The sequence below is a fragment of the Klebsiella sp. GB_Kp047 genome (assembly GCF_040065235.1).
In the GTDB taxonomy this organism is placed as follows: Bacteria; Pseudomonadota; Gammaproteobacteria; order Enterobacterales; family Enterobacteriaceae; genus Klebsiella; species Klebsiella quasipneumoniae.
In genome coordinates this window covers 156,210-171,317 of the sequence record NZ_JBEAJG010000006.1, presented here as the reverse complement: position 1 = coordinate 171,317, position 15,108 = coordinate 156,210, and the positions used below count along the sequence as shown (strand labels likewise).

Below are 15,108 nucleotides of genomic sequence, written 5' to 3'. Positions count from 1 at the left end.
CGATGGTAGTGTGGGGTCTCCCCATGTGAGAGTAGGGAACTGCCAGGCATCAAATAAAACGAAAGGCTCAGTCAAAAGACTGGGCCTTTTGTTTTTGCGTTTTAACAAGAACCCCGTCCCGAAAGGTGCGGGTTTTTTTGCTGTATGGGGTATATCTCCCCGGTGGCGCTGCGCTTTACGGGGCTACGGGTCCGACATGGAGCCACGCCCCGGTAGCCCGGCCAGGGGTGCGCAGCACCGCCTCCGGCGACAACCCCACCATATCCAGTTCATCATCTTCATTCAAAGCAACATAAAACCCCGTCATGGCAATCCCTTCGCCATAATCCACTTTTTCCTTGCTCCTGCACTGGCGTTGATCGCGAAAACCGTGCTTACGAAAAAAAATGTGAATGCAATCACATATAAAGATATAACAATTATATAACATTTAGTTTACTAACTAATTTGTCTGCGTGACGTGGTACGCCCGACAAGACAGATTGCAGTCTTTGCTGGAGCAATATAACAATGACAGAGAGTAGCATTACCGAACGGGCCGCGCCGGAGCAGGCTGACACCCGTCGTCGTATTTGGGCAATTGTTGGCGCTTCCTCGGGAAATCTGGTTGAGTGGTTTGATTTTTACGTCTACTCATTCTGCTCGCTCTATTTTGCCCATATCTTCTTTCCATCCGGAAATACCACCACTCAACTTTTACAAACGGCAGGCGTATTCGCCGCCGGATTTCTGATGCGTCCTATCGGTGGCTGGCTGTTTGGTCGGATCGCCGACCGCCGCGGACGTAAAACGTCCATGCTTATTTCGGTCTGCATGATGTGCTTTGGTTCACTGGTAATTGCCTGCCTACCGGGCTATGCAGTCATCGGCACCTGGGCTCCGGCGTTGCTTCTGTTGGCCCGTCTGTTCCAGGGGCTGTCGGTCGGGGGAGAATATGGCACCAGCGCGACCTATATGAGTGAAGTGGCGATTGAAGGAAAGAAAGGCTTCTACGCCTCTTTCCAGTACGTCACGTTAATTGGCGGACAGCTACTGGCGGTATTAGTGGTCGTGGCGCTCCAGCAGGTGCTGAGCGACGAAGATCTGCATGCATGGGGATGGCGTATTCCTTTTGCTCTCGGGGCAGTACTGGCCATCGTCGCGCTGTGGCTGCGTCGCCAGCTGGACGAAACCTCAAAGCAGGAGACCCGGGCGCTGAAAGAGGCTGGCTCATTTAAAGGGTTGTGGCGTAATCGCCGGGCCTTCGTGATGGTGTTGGGCTTTACCGCCGCCGGATCGCTGACCTTTTATACCTTTACTACCTATATGCAAAAGTATCTGGTCAACACGGCGGGTATGACGGCCAGCACCGCCAGCGTGATCATGACTGCGGCGCTGTTCGTTTATATGCTGGTTCAACCGCTGTTCGGCGCTTTTTCGGATAAAGTAGGCCGCCGTACCTCCATGCTGTGCTTTGGCGTACTGGCGACATTATTTACCGTGCCTATCCTGAGCGCCTTGCAAAAAGTGAGCTCCCCCTATGCTGCCTTCGGCCTGGTGATCTGCGCCTTGCTGATTGTCAGTTTCTATACCTCGATCAGCGGCATCCTGAAGGCCGAGATGTTCCCGGCGCAGGTTCGTGCGCTTGGGGTAGGGCTTTCCTATGCCGTCGCGAATGCCCTGTTTGGCGGCTCGGCGGAGTATGTCGCGCTGTCGCTTAAATCGGCGGGGATAGAGCACGCTTTTTACTGGTACGTAACGGTGATGGCGGCCATCGCCTTCCTGGTCTCCCTGATGCTGCATCGCAAGGGCAAAGGCCTGCGTCTTTAGCCGCTACTGGTGCGCCAGTTGCCACACAGCGTAGCCGGTGGTCGCGCCGGCTACATCCCAGGCGAAATCCTTCCAGCTCCAGCCGCTCCCTGCCGGGCGGCTGTCCCAAAGCTCTTTTGAGGCGCCGAGGCTGACAGAAAACATCAGGCCGATAGCGGCGCTGCGGTCCCGGCTGTAACCCTGATGTTGCGCATATTCATTGCCCGCGGCAGACAGCATCGCCGAGGCCAGAAAATGCTGGGCTTTGTCCTGACCGGACCATGCATCATTTGCCATGTGGCTGCAGCCCGTTAACATCAGCGAAGCAATCACGATTATCGTACGCATAGTGCTTCCAGAAAAAAGCCCCGTCGAGGCGGGGCTGATTGTCAGAGAATACGGCTGATCAGCCGGTCGATGCGGATCCGCCGTAGTCGGCGGATCAGTTTACGCACTTTCACCGGGTAGTCGGCAATACTTTGCAGATCCCGATAATGTTTCACCACCGTGGTGTGGGTGCGGATGAGCTTCAGCTCTTTCTCCCGCATGGCCCCCAACTGCTGCTTTGGATCGTGGATCAGAATGGCATTTTCCAGATCGAGTCGCCAGGCGCGCGGGTTAAGGTTGTTGCCGGTGAGCAGCATCCACTCATCATCAACCCACATGCCTTTCAGGTGGTAGCTGTTATCGTCATCCTTCCACAGGCGGACGATCAGCTGATCGGTATTCACATAATACTGCAGCCGGCTGAGGAAACGCCGCAGGTTGATTTCATACAGATAAGGAAGCGCGCCGATGATTTTAAACGGCTGATCTTCGGGAATATAGAAATCGTTAGCGGTTTTATCGCCGACAATAATCTCCACCTGTTTACCGTCGCGTAGCAGCTGGATGATATTTCTTACCAGCACGGCAGGAAGGTTGAAGTAGGGGGTGCAGATCGTTAACTTGTGCTCGGCACAGGGCATCAGGTGAAAGATAGTTTTGTTCAGCAGGCTGGATTTCCCCAGGCCTACCAGCGGGGTGACGGAGAGTTCTTCGTCACCGGCGGTGCCGACAAAATGGTAGCTGCGGTCGCGGAGCTCCTGACGGTACTGGCGAATGTCGTTTTTGATTTCCGGACTTTTTGGCCGATCCGGTCTGTCGAGACGATTCACACCGCGTCCCTGAACCAGATTATTGTCGACCCAGTCAAACATGACGTCCGCCATTTTGCCGTTTCGGATGCACTGATAGCGATCATAGCGGTACTTATCATGCTGATGCAGATAAACATCGTTCAGGCTGGCGCCGCTGTAGAGGACGCAGTCATCGATAATAAAGCCTTTGAAATGGAGAACGCCGAGCGCCTCCCGGGTGTTAATCGGCACGCCGTAAACGGGGATCTCTACGCCCGGATTTTCAGTGGCCATCCGGCAATACCAGTCGGCGTTGGTGTTGGAGGCGGCGGCGCCGATACGGCCACGTTGAGCGCGGTGCCAGTCCACGAGGACGCGAACATCCAGTTGCGGACGCTGACGCTTGGCGTCATACAGGGCCTGCAAAATTCCTTTTCCGCCATCATCTTGCTCCAGGTAGAGCGCAATAATGCATATACGCTGAGTGGCGTTGGCAATCCGGGTCAGTAACGCTTCCCTGAAATCCGCAGGGGCGTAAAAGAACTCTACATCATCAACTGACTGAGAAAGCTTAGGGAGTTGGGCAAGGTGTTGTTGATGTTTATTACGCTTAAATTTTGACAACATCACAGTGCGTTTCTTCTCTGTTTATTGAAGGGTCTTCTGTACCATGCAGACGACGTAAGCGGGCAATAATACCATTACTACCCGCTAATGTGGTCAACAATTGCGGTCAGCGTCGCGCGATTATCCCTGATTCAGGGGCAGCGACAGACTGACAATCCCATCTTCCAGCTGAATATCAACGGTGAATCCCAGCTTTCTGGCGAGGCCGATCATGCCTCGGTTATTCGGCATCGTAATCCCATTCAGCCGTTGCAGGCCATGGCTTTGCGTATAGGCGATCAGCTTTTCCAGCAGCCTTCGGCCCAGGCCTAACCCTTTCAAATCTGAACGGACCAGCACAGCAAACTCGGCATCAATATTATCAGGGTCGGAGATCGCCCGCGTCACGCCAAGGATCTCGCTCTGTTCCGCAGTGGTCCTGACGGCGACAAACGCCATTTCTCGATCGTAGTCGATCTGGGTCATATTGGCTAAGTCGTCATGGGTAAATTCGTTGATCTCACTAAAATAGCGATAATAGAGATCTTCTTTGGTGACCTGGGCGATAAACGCGAGCAGCTGCGGTTCATCTTCCGGCAGGATCGGCCGGAACAGACAGCGATCGCCATTTTTCATCACCACCCACTCCTCCAGCTGGTGCGGATAGGGACGAATAGCGAGACGGCTTTCACTGTCGCCGCTGAAGGGTGCAAGCCCAAGGGTAACATCCAGCGCCGTAAACTCGTTGCCGGAGGCGAGCAGGGGATGAATATCCAGGCGCTGGATCTCCGGGCAGTCGACGATCAGGTTCGAGACCTGAACCAGCAGCTGGCTTAAGCCCGCGATATCCAGCGGTCGCAATGCGCTGCGGCCGCGGATCTTCTTATTTTTGATCGCCTGGATCACCAGATAACGCGCCAGGTTCATATTCAGCGGCGGCAGCGCCACGGCGGCCTGGTCCTCGGCCCGCCACTCCACGCCGCCTTCGCCCAACATAATCAACGGGCCGAAGAGAGGATCGTGCTCAACCACCACTCTCAGCTCCTGGGCGCCGGCGCGATTGGCCATACTCTGCACCAGCAGGCCATGAATGCGCGCCCGGGGCCAGGCCAGCCTGACGCGATCGATCATCGCATCCGCTGCCTGCTGCACTTCTGCCGCGGTACGCAGATACAACATGACCCCCTGTACTTCTGATTTATGCGGAATATCCGGGGAACGCAGCTTCAACGCAACCGGATAGCCTATCTGCTCAGCAATATGCACCGCTTCCGCGCTGTCAGCGGCGATCCAGGTTGGCAGTGTGTGGATGCCGTAGGCCCGGAGTACCGGGCTGACCTCGTGGGTATCCAGCGTGGTGGCGCCGTCATCGATCGCTTGCTGGAGCAGGGCATGCGCCTTGCTGGTATTGGCGGTTAACGAGTCCGGCAGCACGGGGGTCTCGCGTAGCTGTTTCTGGTTACGGCGGTACTCGACCATATGCATAAAGGCGGTGATGGTCCCCTCCGGCGTACGGTAGGTGGGAAGGCCGGCATCGCTGAACAGCCGTCGCGCCTCCTGGGAGGAGAATTCGCCGCACCAGTTGGTCAGCACGGTGACATATTTGCCACGCGGATGGTGCTTCAGGGCGTCGATCAGCGCCAGGGCGCTCTCGGTGCCCGGCGCGGCGGCGCTGGGAGAGTGGATCACCAGCAGCGCGTCATAGTCCTGGCTGTTAAGCAGAATATTCACCGCCCGCTGATAATGTTCGCTGCTGGCGTCATCGCGTAGATCCAGTGGGTTGGCGATCTCGACGCCGCCCGGCAGCGCCTGGCGCAGGGCGTCGCGCGTCTCCTCGCTGAGGGTCGCCAGCTTACCGTTACGCAGCCAAAGCTCATCCAACGCCAGCGCCGCCGGCGCCGCGCCGTTGCTGACGATCATCAGTTTTTCACCGCGCAGCGGGCGCATATGGCTCAGGGTTTCTACGGCGGAGAAGAGCTCATGGGTATCCTGGACCCGCAGTAGACCAGCACGCTGGATGGCCGCATCCCATGCCGGATCCATCCCGGAGTTGACGTGCAACAGCTTCTGCGCCGCGGGACTACGGCCGCTTTTAATCACCAGGATCGGCTTGTTTCGCGAGGCGCTGCGCGCGGCGGAAACAAACCGGCGCGCGTCGCTGAGATGCTCAAGGTAGAGCAAAATGGCGCTGGTTTTGCTGTCGCGGGCCAGAAAGTCCAGCAGGTCATCGACATCTATATCCAGACTATCACCCAGCGCGATAAAGTAGGAAAACCCCATCTCGCGCTGTTGCGCCCAATCAAGGATGGTGTTGGAGACGGCAGCCGATTGCGAGATAAAGGCCAGTTTACCGCGATGGATCGGCACCGGCGAAAAGCTGGCGTTCAACCCTTGCCACGGCGCCAGCAGGCCGAGACTGTTGGGGCCGAGCAGGCGCATCTGATGGCGGGTGGCGCACGCCAGCAGCGCCGGATACTGCTCAGGCTGCGAAGAAAGAATGATGCAGGTCTTGCAGCCTTTCTGCCCCAGGGCTTCAAGCAACTCGAGATTACGCCGCGCGTTGGTACAGAGTACCGCCAGATCCGGCGTAAAGGGCAGGCTCTCGATGGTGGGCCACGCCAGCACCCCGAGCACCGCCTTCCAGGCGGGGGTCACCGGCAGCACCGGGCCATTGAAGCCACCGGCTAGCAGGTTGCGCATCATGAGATAGCCAGCGCGCTGCGGTTTCATTGATGCGCCAATAACGGCGATGGACTTTGGTCGCAGCAGTGCTTCCAGGCCTCGTTGGCTCATACCGGTCTCCTTTCATCCCAGTGACCGAATGATTTTAAACGTTTTCCACCTGGTCCGCTGTGATACTGCCCTTATGCTGGGTTTTTCCTGCCAGGTAACGGGTCCGGAAGCGGGTGAAGTGTTCGCCAAGCGCTGCGGCGGCCGGCGCATCGCCCGCCAGGTCCAGCAGGGCGATGGCCACTTCCGCGGTACAATATTGTCCATCGGCGTGCGCCTCGCGCAGATGGTAGGCTGAGATGCGGGACAGATCGACGGAGATTATCGGCAGCGCGTCCAGATAAGGGCTCTTACGGAACATTTTACGCGCTTCGGTCCAGGTGCCGTCGAGCATGATAAACAGCGGCGGTTTGCCAGACGGCGGCGCGCTCAGGACCTGGCGCTCCGGCCCGGCGTAGGAGGCGGGGAACACCACCATCGGCTGGTAATCGGGATGGGCGACCAGGTCAAGCAGCCCCTGCGGCGGCTCGGTTCTCGACCATTGATAAGCCTCGGTATTCGGCAGAATATCGGCGATGAGCCGACCGGTGTTGCTGGGCTTCATCGGTTCCGTATCAAACATCACCAGGCAAAAGCGGCTGGTGGACTGCGCCGGCGTTAACGTGGCGCACAGACACTGCTTGAGCGGCAGCAGACAGCGCTGGCAGCGGCGGATGCGATTACCGCGCGCAAGGAAAGGGCGGGTGGCTCGCGCGAGACGTTCGGCGCGCAGGCGAAGGACAGCGTTATCAGTCATGGGAGTCGCTAATGAAAAGCGCTATTGTCGCAGAGGCTAAAACGGGGCACAAGCGGTGCCCCGGAAGGATTACTGCTGTCCGGCTTCGTTCAGCCAGCTATCAAATGGCGCTTTTGGCACCGCGCCATTGAGCATGTCGATCACTTCGCCATTTTTGAACATCATAATGGTCGGGATGCTGCGGATACGAAACCGTGCGCTAAGCTCACGTTCCGCTTCGGTGTTAACTTTCACAAAGCGCATCTTCCCGCTACGCTCTTCCGCAACGTCTTCAAAGATCGGCGCGAAGCTACGGCAGGGACCGCACCATGGCGCCCAGAAATCAACAACGACCGGCAGATCGTCCTTTAAGAGTTTATCCAGCGTTGCCCCGGTCGCGTTGATGACGTCGCCGTCAAAAAGATCGTGACCGCAGCGTCCGCACTTTGCGCCATCCGCGCTACGATCGTCCGGGAGGCGGTTCAGAGCCTGACAACTGGCACAAACGGTATTCATAACTAACCTCTGGTTATGGGTTGCAACGTGGCACGTGGCCGATATGTTTCTGTGATGTTACATATTATCGATTAAGTGTTATTTAAGGACAATGCGTTTTGTTCGATGAGTGCAATAGAGGCCGGCTTTTAAACGAAATCATGGCGAAGCGATGACACATCGGGTAATCTGCGCGCTTCGCGCAGCGCAGGTGGAGAAAATTGATGAGCGACGAACTGAAAAATAAAAGCGGCAAGGTCAAAGTGATGTATGTCCGCAGTGATGATGATTCTGACAAACGCACCCATAACCCACGTACCGGGAAAGGGGGAGGTCGTCCAGGAAAATCTCGTGTTGACGGCCGCAGCCGCCCTGCGCGTGACGAACGAAACAGCCGCGGTGACGATCGTAAACGCGATGACCGCAAGCGCGATGATTTTCATCGTGACGATGCGTCCCCGTGGCGTACCGTTTCCCGCGCCCCTGGCGATGAGACCCCGGTAAAAGAAGATCACGGCGGGATCAGCGGGAAGAGTTTTATCGATCCGGAAGTGCTGCGTCGCCAGCGCGCGGAAGAGACCCGCGTGTATGGTGAAAACGCCTGTCAGGCCCTGTTCCAGAGCCGCCCGGAAGCTATTGTCCGCGCCTGGTTTATTCAGAGCGTGACGCCGCGTTTTAAAGAGGCGCTGCGCTGGATGGCGGCTAACCGTAAAGCCTATCATGTGGTTGATGAAGCCGAGCTGGCGAAAGCCTCCGGGACCGATCACCACGGCGGCGTCTGCTTCCTGATCAAAAAACGCCACGGCACCTCTGTTGCCCAGTGGGTCGCGAAGGCCGCAGAAGAAGATTGCGTTCTGGCGCTGGAAGACGTGGGTAACCCGCACAACCTCGGGGCGATCATGCGCAGCTGCGCGCACTTCGGCGTGAAGGGCGTTGTGGTTCAGGATGCCGGCGTGCTGGAGTCCGGCGCGGCGATCCGTACGGCGGAAGGCGGTGCGGAACATGTTGAGCCGATCACCGGCGACAGCTTCATCGATACTCTTGATCAATTCCGTCAGGCGGGCTACGCGATTGTCTCGACCTCCAGCCATAATGGTACCCCGCTGTTTAAAGCCGAGCTGCCGAAGAAAATGGTGCTGGTGTTAGGCCAGGAGCGCGATGGCCTGTCGGATGCAGCGATCTCCAGCGCGGACCTCAGCGTCGCCATCGATGGTACCGGCAATGTCGAAAGCCTGAACGTCTCTGTGGCGACCGGCGTTCTGCTGGCGGAGTGGTGGCGTCAGAACAAGGCGTAATACCTGTCCCTGAATAAAAAAGCCAGCTGATGCTGGCTTTTTTTATGGCTGTCGATCACTCGCTTTCGGCGGGAAGGACCGGCATCCAGTCAATCGGTGCTTCGCCGCGCTCGGTCAGCCACTGATTGGTCTGCACGAAATGGTTGCTGCCAAAGAAGCCGCGATGTGCAGAGAGCGGTGACGGGTGCGGCGCCTTCAGTACGCAGTGGCGCTGGCGATCGATAATCGCGCCTTTCTTTTGTGCATGGGAGCCCCACAGTAGGAAGACCACCCCCTCGCAATGCTCATTGATTAACGCGATAACCTTATCGGTAAACGTCTCCCAGCCGAGACTGGCGTGCGAGTGCGCCTGCCCGGCGCGGACGGTCAGGACCGTATTCAGCAGGAGCACTCCCTGGCGCGCCCAGCTTTCCAGGTAACCATGGGTAGGTCGGGTAAAGCCAGGGATAGTGGCCTCGAGCTCTTTGTACATATTTAGCAGCGAGGGCGGGATGGCGACGCCCGGGCGAACCGAGAACGCCAGACCGTGGGCTTGCCCCGGGCCGTGATAGGGGTCCTGGCCGAGAATGACGACTTTGACATCGCCCAGTTCGGTAAAGCGAAACGCATTGAAGACGTCTTTTTGCGGTGGATAGATGGTGATCCCGGACTGGCGCTCTTCGGCGACGGTCTTCAGAGTATTGAGAAAATAGGGTTGTTGCTTTTCATCCGCCAGCACGTCATGCCAGGTTAAAGGGGTGGTCATCTTGCTCTCCTGCAAAGGGTCATTGCTATAGCTTAACGGCTTCTTTCTACAGAACAAAATCGGCACGGCTCAACGCGGGCCTTCATGCAAAAATAATTGAAAATTTACAAAATTATTTATAGCTGTGCATGGCGTAACTTGATGTAAAACAATAAAATCCTTGCATACCCACTTAGAGTGAGTGGTTTTTGTTGATTTACATCAAAGAATGCCGAGGGTGCGGCTGATATATATACACTCATACAACAATGGTTTTACCAATTGGCCGCGAAGAGGCCAAAATCGAATAAACACTGCCTGGGAGGCATCAAATGATTACTGGTATCCAAATTACTAAAGCGGCAAACGACGACCTGCTGAACTCTTTCTGGCTGCTGGATAGCGAAAAAGGCGAAGCGCGCTGCCTGTGCGCCAAAGGTGGTTTTGCGGAAGATGACGTGGTGGCGGTCAGCAAACTGGGTGAAATCGAATACCGTGAAATCCCGGTAGACGTGAAACCAGAAGTTCGCGTGGAAGGCGGTCAGCACCTGAACGTTAACGTGCTGCGTCGTGAAACTCTGCTGGACGCGGTTGAGCATCCGGAAAAATATCCGCAGCTGACCATTCGTGTTTCTGGCTACGCGGTGCGCTTCAACTCCCTGACGCCGGAACAGCAGCGCGACGTTATCGCTCGTACCTTTACCGAAAGCCTGTAAGGCTAACGCCAGATGTGAAAACGCCGGGATAACCCGGCGTTTTTTTTACTCTTCGTTGGGCGCTGATGGCGTCCCGGCTGCGCTTGGTTTCCGGCGCTTACCGATATTTTTCGTATCGCGGTGGCGCTTTTTCACCCGCGGCTTTTCTTTTTCTTTCTCTTTTTTCTCGGCGCGTTTCGCCAGCACTTTCTTCGATGGTTTACCGGTCAGCTTCTCGCTTGGCGCGCGGGTTTTTGGTCGCAATTCATCAATCACCCGAGCTTTCAGCGGTTCTTCAACGTAGCGGCCGATCTTGCCCAGCAACAGGTGGTCGTGCGCTTCAACCAGCGAAATCGCGGTGCCTTTCTTACCTGCACGCCCGGTACGACCGATACGGTGCAGATAGATGTCGGCGGTGCGCGGCATATCGAAGTTAAAGACGTGGCTGACGTCCGGAATATCGATACCGCGGGCGGCGACGTCGGTAGCGATCAGCACGTTTACGCGGCCATCGGTCAGACGCTTGATGGCTTCGTTACGCTTGGCCTGCACCATCTCGCCTTCCAGCCAGCAGGTGTTAATCCCGGCTTCACGCAGCCAGTTGGCCAGCTCATGCACGCGCTCGCGCTTGCGCACAAAGACGATAGCGCGGGTAGCTTCCGGCTGTTGCAGCAGATTCACCAGCAGTTTGGTTTTATGTTCGATATCGTCAGCGCGGTAGTACCATTGATGGATTTTCTTGCGCTCGCGAGTCGACGGGTTAGCGGAAACTTCAACCGGCTCCTCCAGAAGACGTTCGGCGAAGTCTTTGATCGCATCGCCTTCGAGCGTCGCGGAGAACAGCATGGTCTGCTTGCGCCAGCGGGTTTCACCGGCGATGGTTTCGATATCCTGCGCAAAGCCCATGTCCAGCATGCGGTCGGCTTCATCGAGGATTAGGGTCTCGACGGCGCGGCAGTCAAAGTTCTCTTCTTTTATATACTGCAGCAGGCGACCAGTGGTGGCGACCACGATGTCCTGGTTTTCGCTGAACACTTCCGCGTGGTTCATGTAGGCTACGCCGCCGGTAATGGTGGCGATATCCAGATGGGTATGCTTTGCCAGCTCGCGGGCGTGGTCAGCCACCTGCATCGCCAGCTCGCGGGTCGGCGTCAGGATAAGAATACGCGGCGGGCCGGATTTCTTACGCGGGAAATCGAGCAGGTGCTGCAACGCTGGCAGCAGATACGCCGCCGTTTTACCAGTGCCGGTCGGCGCTGAACCGAGGATGTCACGGCCATCGAGCGCAGGCGGAATAGCGGCGGCCTGAATGGCTGTCGGGCGAGTGAAACCTTTATCCTGGAGGGCCTCCAGCAGGTTTTCGTCGAGTTCAAGTTCGGAAAAAGTCGTTACAGTCATGTTCTACCTCTGAGTGGGCCGCCGATTATAGACGTTACTGACGTAATGTTCATCTGTTTGTAAGGCTATCTGTTCTCCGGTATTGTGCATAGCCTTACGTTCAGGAGTTTTTGTCGGCAAGGTTATTGAGGATGTCTCAGTCGAAGTTTGCGCTGCCGCGCAATGGTTTTACCTTCAAACAGTTTTTTGTCGCCCACGATCGTTGCGCGATGAAGGTGGGTACCGACGGCATTTTGCTCGGCGCCTGGGCGCCGATTGCCGGGGTGAAGCATGTGCTGGATATTGGCGCGGGCAGCGGCCTGCTGGCGCTAATGCTCGCCCAGCGTACCGGCGATGATGTATGTGTCGATGCGGTTGAACTGGACGCAGAGGCTGCCGCCCAGGCGCAGGAAAATGCTCTCGCGTCGCCATGGGCTGCGCGGGTTGAGGTCTGTCAGGCCGATATTCATCAGTGGCAACCGCCGCAGACCCGACGCTATCAACTGATAATCAGTAACCCGCCCTTCTTTGCGGAAGGGGTGCCTTGCGCTACCTCGCAGCGGGAGCAGGCGCGGTATACCACTACGCTCGATCACGCTTCTCTGCTGACCTGCGCCGCTGAACATATCACCGAAGAAGGCTTTTTTTGCGTGGTGCTACCGGTAGATATCGGTAATGCGTTTATCGAACGGGCAACCGCGATGGGCTGGCACCTGCGACTGCGCACTGACGTGGCGGAGACCGAGCTGCGGCCGCCGCACCGGGTGCTGCTGGCTTTCTCCCCGACGGCGGGGGAGTGTTTCAGCGACAGGCTGGCGATTCGCGGGCCAGAGCAGCAGTATTCTGAAGGCTTTACCGCTCTGACCGAGGATTTTTATCTCTTTATGTGAGCCAGGGGCGACAGTATCGACGGGCCGCTGTTCGGCAGCGGCTGCGGATAGTCGAGGGTGTAATGCAGACCGCGGCTCTCTTTGCGCAACATCGCGCAGCGTACGATAAGCTCCGCCACCTGCACCAGATTGCGCAGCTCCAGCAGATTATTCGAGACGCGGAAGCGGGCGTAATACTCATCCAGCTCCTGCTGCAGCATGGTAATGCGCCGCAGGGCGCGCTCCAGCCTGCGGGTGGTGCGCACAATCCCCACGTAATCCCACATCAGCAGCCGCAGCTCGTGCCAGTTATGCTGGATAACCACCAGTTCATCCGGGATCTCCACCTGACTTTCATCCCACGCCGGCAGGGTGCTAACCTTCTGGGCCAGCGGCAGGCGTCGGGCAATCTCTTCCGCGGCGGACCAGCCGTAAACCAGGCACTCCAGCAGCGAGTTCGAGGCCATACGGTTCGCGCCGTGCAGCCCGGTATAGCTGACTTCGCCGATAGCGTATAACCCATCGACGTCGGTGCGGCCATTATCATCCACCATCACGCCGCCGCAGGTGTAATGTGCGGCAGGGACGACCGGTACCGGATCTTTGGTTAAATCAATTCCCAGGCCGAGCAGCTTCTCGTAAATCATCGGGAAGTGCTGGCGAACAAACGCCTCGGGTTTATGGCTGATATCAAGGAACATACAGTCCACGCCAAGGCGCTTCATCTCATGATCGATGGCGCGGGCGACGATATCGCGTGGGGCCAGCTCGCCGCGCTCGTCAAAGTCCGGCATAAAGCGGGTGCCGTCCGGGCGTTTAAGGTGGGCGCCTTCGCCGCGCAGCGCTTCGGTAAGCAGGAAGTTGCGCGCCTGCGGATGATACAGCGCGGTGGGGTGAAACTGATTAAATTCCAGATTCGCCACCCGGCAGCCCGCCCGCCAGGCCATCGCGATACCGTCTCCGGAAGAGACGTCGGGGTTAGTGGTGTATTGATAAACCTTGGCGGCTCCGCCGGTGGCGAGCACCACCGCCTTCGCGCTGCAGGTTTCCACGCGCTCTTTATTGCGGTTCCAGATCCACGCCCCGACCACCCGGCGCGTGCCTGGCAAGCCAATCTTATCCGATACGATCAAGTCGACGGCATTGCTGCGCTCAAGGATGCGGATATTGGGGTGGGCGAGGGCTTTATCGACCAGCGTCGTCTCCACCGCTTTGCCGGTAGCGTCGGCGGCGTGGAGAATGCGCCGATGGCTGTGGCCCCCTTCGCGCGTGAGATGATAGCTCTCTTCGCCATTGGCCTGGACCTGGGTATCAAACAATACGCCCTGATCGATAAGCCACTGGACGCATGGTCTGGCGTTGCTGGCGACGAAGGTGACCGCATGGCGATCGCATAACCCTGCGCCGGCAATCAGGGTATCTTCGACATGGGATTCAATACTGTCCGTCTCGTCGAAAACGGCGGCAATCCCGCCCTGGGCATAGAACGTAGAACCTTCGCTGATCGGCCCTTTACTCAGCACGGTCACCGAACTGTGCTCTGCCAGGCGCAGCGCAAGGGAGAGGCCGGCAGCGCCGCTGCCGATAATCAACACATCACAAGAGAAGTCAGGAGTGGTATTCATCGTCTTTGTTTAATTTACTAAACACATTTAGCTCACAATAGCACCAGCTCGTGAGGAATCGTACATTTTTTTTGGCGGGCGTTGTGACGGCTAAACAGCAGGCGAGCGGAAACGGTCTGGAGCACGGCGAAAATGAGACGCGTGGCAGGTTGATAGCATTGGATTTTATAGTGAAATAAACGCCGTGTTACGATACCCTTCAGACGGGCCTGCGCTTTTTCTTATTGACTAACCTATCGTTTAGCAACCAGGGCATATAATGATTGATAACGATCTGCCGCCGTTGCCAGACAAAAAACAAAAAGCGTAACGGAACTTTATTGTTTTCATACACTCCAACAGTCAGCTTGCTCATAATGCAGATTTTGGGTGGTGTTTTGAAGACGCATGGGAATTGGGTTTGGGGAGACATTACCTCGGATGAGCGAGCAGTTAACGGATCAGGTCCTTGTTGAACGGGTCCAGAAAGGAGATCAGAAAGCGTTTAATTTGCTGGTAGTGCGCTATCAGCATAAGGTCGCGAGCCTGGTTTCCCGCTATGTACCGCCGGGCGATATCGCTGACGTCGTTCAGGAATCGTTCGTTAAGGCATGGCGTGCGCTGGACTCTTTCCGGGGAGATAGCGCTTTTTACACCTGGTTATACCGTATCGCCGTCAATACGGCGAAGAATTATCTGGTTGCTCAGGGACGCCGTCCGCCGTCCAGCGATGTTGACGCCAACGAGGCGGAAAACTTCGAAAGCGGCGGAGCGTTGAAAGAAATTTCGAACCCTGAGAACTTAATGTTGTCAGAAGAACTGAGACAAATAGTTTTTCGTACCATTGAATCGCTCCCGGAAGATTTACGCATGGCAATTACGTTACGGGAGCTGGATGGCCTGAGCTATGAAGAGATAGCCGCTATCATGGATTGTCCGGTTGGGACGGTGCGTTCGCGTATCTTCCGGGCGCGAGAAGCTATTGATAATAAAGTTCAACCGCTTATCAGGCGTTGACGATAGCGGAATACT

Annotated in this window: 14 protein-coding genes; 5 read left to right on the top strand and 9 right to left on the bottom strand. The window is 56.9% G+C overall.

Features of this window, described 5'->3' with window-relative positions:
• Positions 1–175 precede the first annotated feature (175 nt).
• The gene (locus tag ABLV76_RS05140; protein WP_254911806.1) at positions 176–307 is read right to left on the bottom strand and encodes a hypothetical protein; all 132 of its coding nucleotides are present in this window, start codon (positions 305–307) and stop codon (positions 176–178) included.
• 203 nt (positions 308–510) lie between these two features.
• Between ABLV76_RS05140 and ABLV76_RS05135 the strand changes: the two genes are divergently transcribed.
• Complete coding sequence (locus ABLV76_RS05135; protein WP_004201810.1) at positions 511–1,809, top strand: MFS transporter; 1,299 nt, start codon at positions 511–513, stop codon at positions 1,807–1,809.
• 3 nt (positions 1,810–1,812) lie between these two features.
• Here ABLV76_RS05135 and ABLV76_RS05130 read toward each other — a convergent pair whose 3' ends face one another.
• The 5 genes from ABLV76_RS05130 to trxC all read right to left on the bottom strand — a co-directional run bounded on the left by ABLV76_RS05130 (position 1,813) and on the right by trxC (position 7,533).
• The gene (locus tag ABLV76_RS05130) at positions 1,813–2,136 is read right to left on the bottom strand and encodes a YfiM family lipoprotein (RefSeq protein ID WP_004201811.1); all 324 of its coding nucleotides are present in this window, start codon (positions 2,134–2,136) and stop codon (positions 1,813–1,815) included.
• A 41-nt stretch (positions 2,137–2,177) separates the two neighbouring features.
• Positions 2,178–3,533: a CDP-diacylglycerol--serine O-phosphatidyltransferase gene (gene pssA, locus ABLV76_RS05125; protein ID WP_004201812.1), complete on the bottom strand. Its 1,356-nt coding sequence runs from the start codon at positions 3,531–3,533 to the stop codon at positions 2,178–2,180.
• A gap of 120 nt (positions 3,534–3,653) precedes the next feature.
• Entirely contained in the window at positions 3,654–6,305 is a 2,652-nt protein-coding gene (gene pat / locus ABLV76_RS05120) for a protein lysine acetyltransferase (RefSeq protein ID WP_100051107.1), read from the bottom strand.
• Positions 6,306–6,339: 34 nt separating this feature from the next.
• Entirely contained in the window at positions 6,340–7,038 is a 699-nt protein-coding gene (gene tapT, locus ABLV76_RS05115) for a tRNA-uridine aminocarboxypropyltransferase (RefSeq protein WP_032456473.1), read from the bottom strand.
• 69 nt (positions 7,039–7,107) lie between these two features.
• A complete protein-coding gene (gene trxC / locus ABLV76_RS05110; protein ID WP_002914091.1) occupies positions 7,108–7,533 on the bottom strand; it encodes a thioredoxin TrxC in 426 nt (141 codons plus the stop codon).
• Positions 7,534–7,736: 203 nt separating this feature from the next.
• Between trxC and ABLV76_RS05105 the strand changes: the two genes are divergently transcribed.
• Complete coding sequence (locus ABLV76_RS05105) at positions 7,737–8,807, top strand: tRNA/rRNA methyltransferase (protein ID WP_004201815.1); 1,071 nt, start codon at positions 7,737–7,739, stop codon at positions 8,805–8,807.
• Between the two features lie 55 nt (positions 8,808–8,862).
• Here ABLV76_RS05105 and ung read toward each other — a convergent pair whose 3' ends face one another.
• Positions 8,863–9,552 (bottom strand): uracil-DNA glycosylase, encoded by a 690-nt coding sequence (gene ung, locus ABLV76_RS05100; protein WP_004201816.1) that lies wholly within the window; start codon positions 9,550–9,552, stop codon positions 8,863–8,865.
• Positions 9,553–9,863: 311 nt separating this feature from the next.
• Here ung and grcA point away from each other — a divergent pair, with 311 nt between their 5' ends.
• The gene (grcA, locus tag ABLV76_RS05095; RefSeq protein ID WP_002914084.1) at positions 9,864–10,247 is read left to right on the top strand and encodes an autonomous glycyl radical cofactor GrcA; all 384 of its coding nucleotides are present in this window, start codon (positions 9,864–9,866) and stop codon (positions 10,245–10,247) included.
• Positions 10,248–10,292: 45 nt separating this feature from the next.
• Here grcA and srmB read toward each other — a convergent pair whose 3' ends face one another.
• Positions 10,293–11,624 carry an ATP-dependent RNA helicase SrmB gene (srmB, locus tag ABLV76_RS05090; protein WP_004201817.1) on the bottom strand — a complete coding sequence of 444 codons (1,332 nt, stop codon included), beginning with the start codon at positions 11,622–11,624 and terminating at the stop codon, positions 10,293–10,295.
• A 131-nt stretch (positions 11,625–11,755) separates the two neighbouring features.
• On the opposite strand from srmB, the gene ABLV76_RS05085 reads away from it, so the two are divergent.
• Entirely contained in the window at positions 11,756–12,493 is a 738-nt protein-coding gene (locus ABLV76_RS05085; RefSeq protein WP_053810078.1) for a tRNA1(Val) (adenine(37)-N6)-methyltransferase, read from the top strand.
• Here the strand turns inward: ABLV76_RS05085 and nadB are convergent.
• On the bottom strand, positions 12,478–14,097 hold the full coding sequence (gene nadB / locus ABLV76_RS05080; protein ID WP_348878207.1) for an L-aspartate oxidase: 1,620 nt from the start codon (positions 14,095–14,097) through the stop codon (positions 12,478–12,480). The genes ABLV76_RS05085 and nadB overlap by 16 nt on opposite strands.
• Positions 14,098–14,517: 420 nt before the next feature.
• Here nadB and rpoE point away from each other — a divergent pair, with 420 nt between their 5' ends.
• The gene (rpoE, locus tag ABLV76_RS05075) at positions 14,518–15,093 is read left to right on the top strand and encodes an RNA polymerase sigma factor RpoE (RefSeq protein ID WP_002914074.1); all 576 of its coding nucleotides are present in this window, start codon (positions 14,518–14,520) and stop codon (positions 15,091–15,093) included.
• Positions 15,094–15,108: the final 15 nt, after the last annotated feature.

Bases quoted from the DNA above. Each gene is read 5' to 3' on its own strand.
- ABLV76_RS05140 (WP_254911806.1), bottom strand. From the start codon at position 307: ATGACGGGGTTTTATGTTGCTTTGAATGAAGATGATGAACTGGATATG.
- ABLV76_RS05135 (WP_004201810.1), top strand. From the start codon at position 511: ATGACAGAGAGTAGCATTACCGAACGGGCCGCGCCGGAGCAGGCTGAC.
- ABLV76_RS05130 (WP_004201811.1), bottom strand. From the start codon at position 2,136: ATGCGTACGATAATCGTGATTGCTTCGCTGATGTTAACGGGCTGCAGC.
- pssA (WP_004201812.1), bottom strand. From the start codon at position 3,533: ATGTTGTCAAAATTTAAGCGTAATAAACATCAACAACACCTTGCCCAA.
- pat (WP_100051107.1), bottom strand. From the start codon at position 6,305: ATGAGCCAACGAGGCCTGGAAGCACTGCTGCGACCAAAGTCCATCGCC.
- tapT (WP_032456473.1), bottom strand. From the start codon at position 7,038: ATGACTGATAACGCTGTCCTTCGCCTGCGCGCCGAACGTCTCGCGCGA.
- trxC (WP_002914091.1), bottom strand. From the start codon at position 7,533: ATGAATACCGTTTGTGCCAGTTGTCAGGCTCTGAACCGCCTCCCGGAC.
- ABLV76_RS05105 (WP_004201815.1), top strand. From the start codon at position 7,737: ATGAGCGACGAACTGAAAAATAAAAGCGGCAAGGTCAAAGTGATGTAT.
- ung (WP_004201816.1), bottom strand. From the start codon at position 9,552: ATGACCACCCCTTTAACCTGGCATGACGTGCTGGCGGATGAAAAGCAA.
- grcA (WP_002914084.1), top strand. From the start codon at position 9,864: ATGATTACTGGTATCCAAATTACTAAAGCGGCAAACGACGACCTGCTG.
- srmB (WP_004201817.1), bottom strand. From the start codon at position 11,624: ATGACTGTAACGACTTTTTCCGAACTTGAACTCGACGAAAACCTGCTG.
- ABLV76_RS05085 (WP_053810078.1), top strand. From the start codon at position 11,756: ATGTCTCAGTCGAAGTTTGCGCTGCCGCGCAATGGTTTTACCTTCAAA.
- nadB (WP_348878207.1), bottom strand. From the start codon at position 14,097: ATGAATACCACTCCTGACTTCTCTTGTGATGTGTTGATTATCGGCAGC.
- rpoE (WP_002914074.1), top strand. From the start codon at position 14,518: ATGAGCGAGCAGTTAACGGATCAGGTCCTTGTTGAACGGGTCCAGAAA.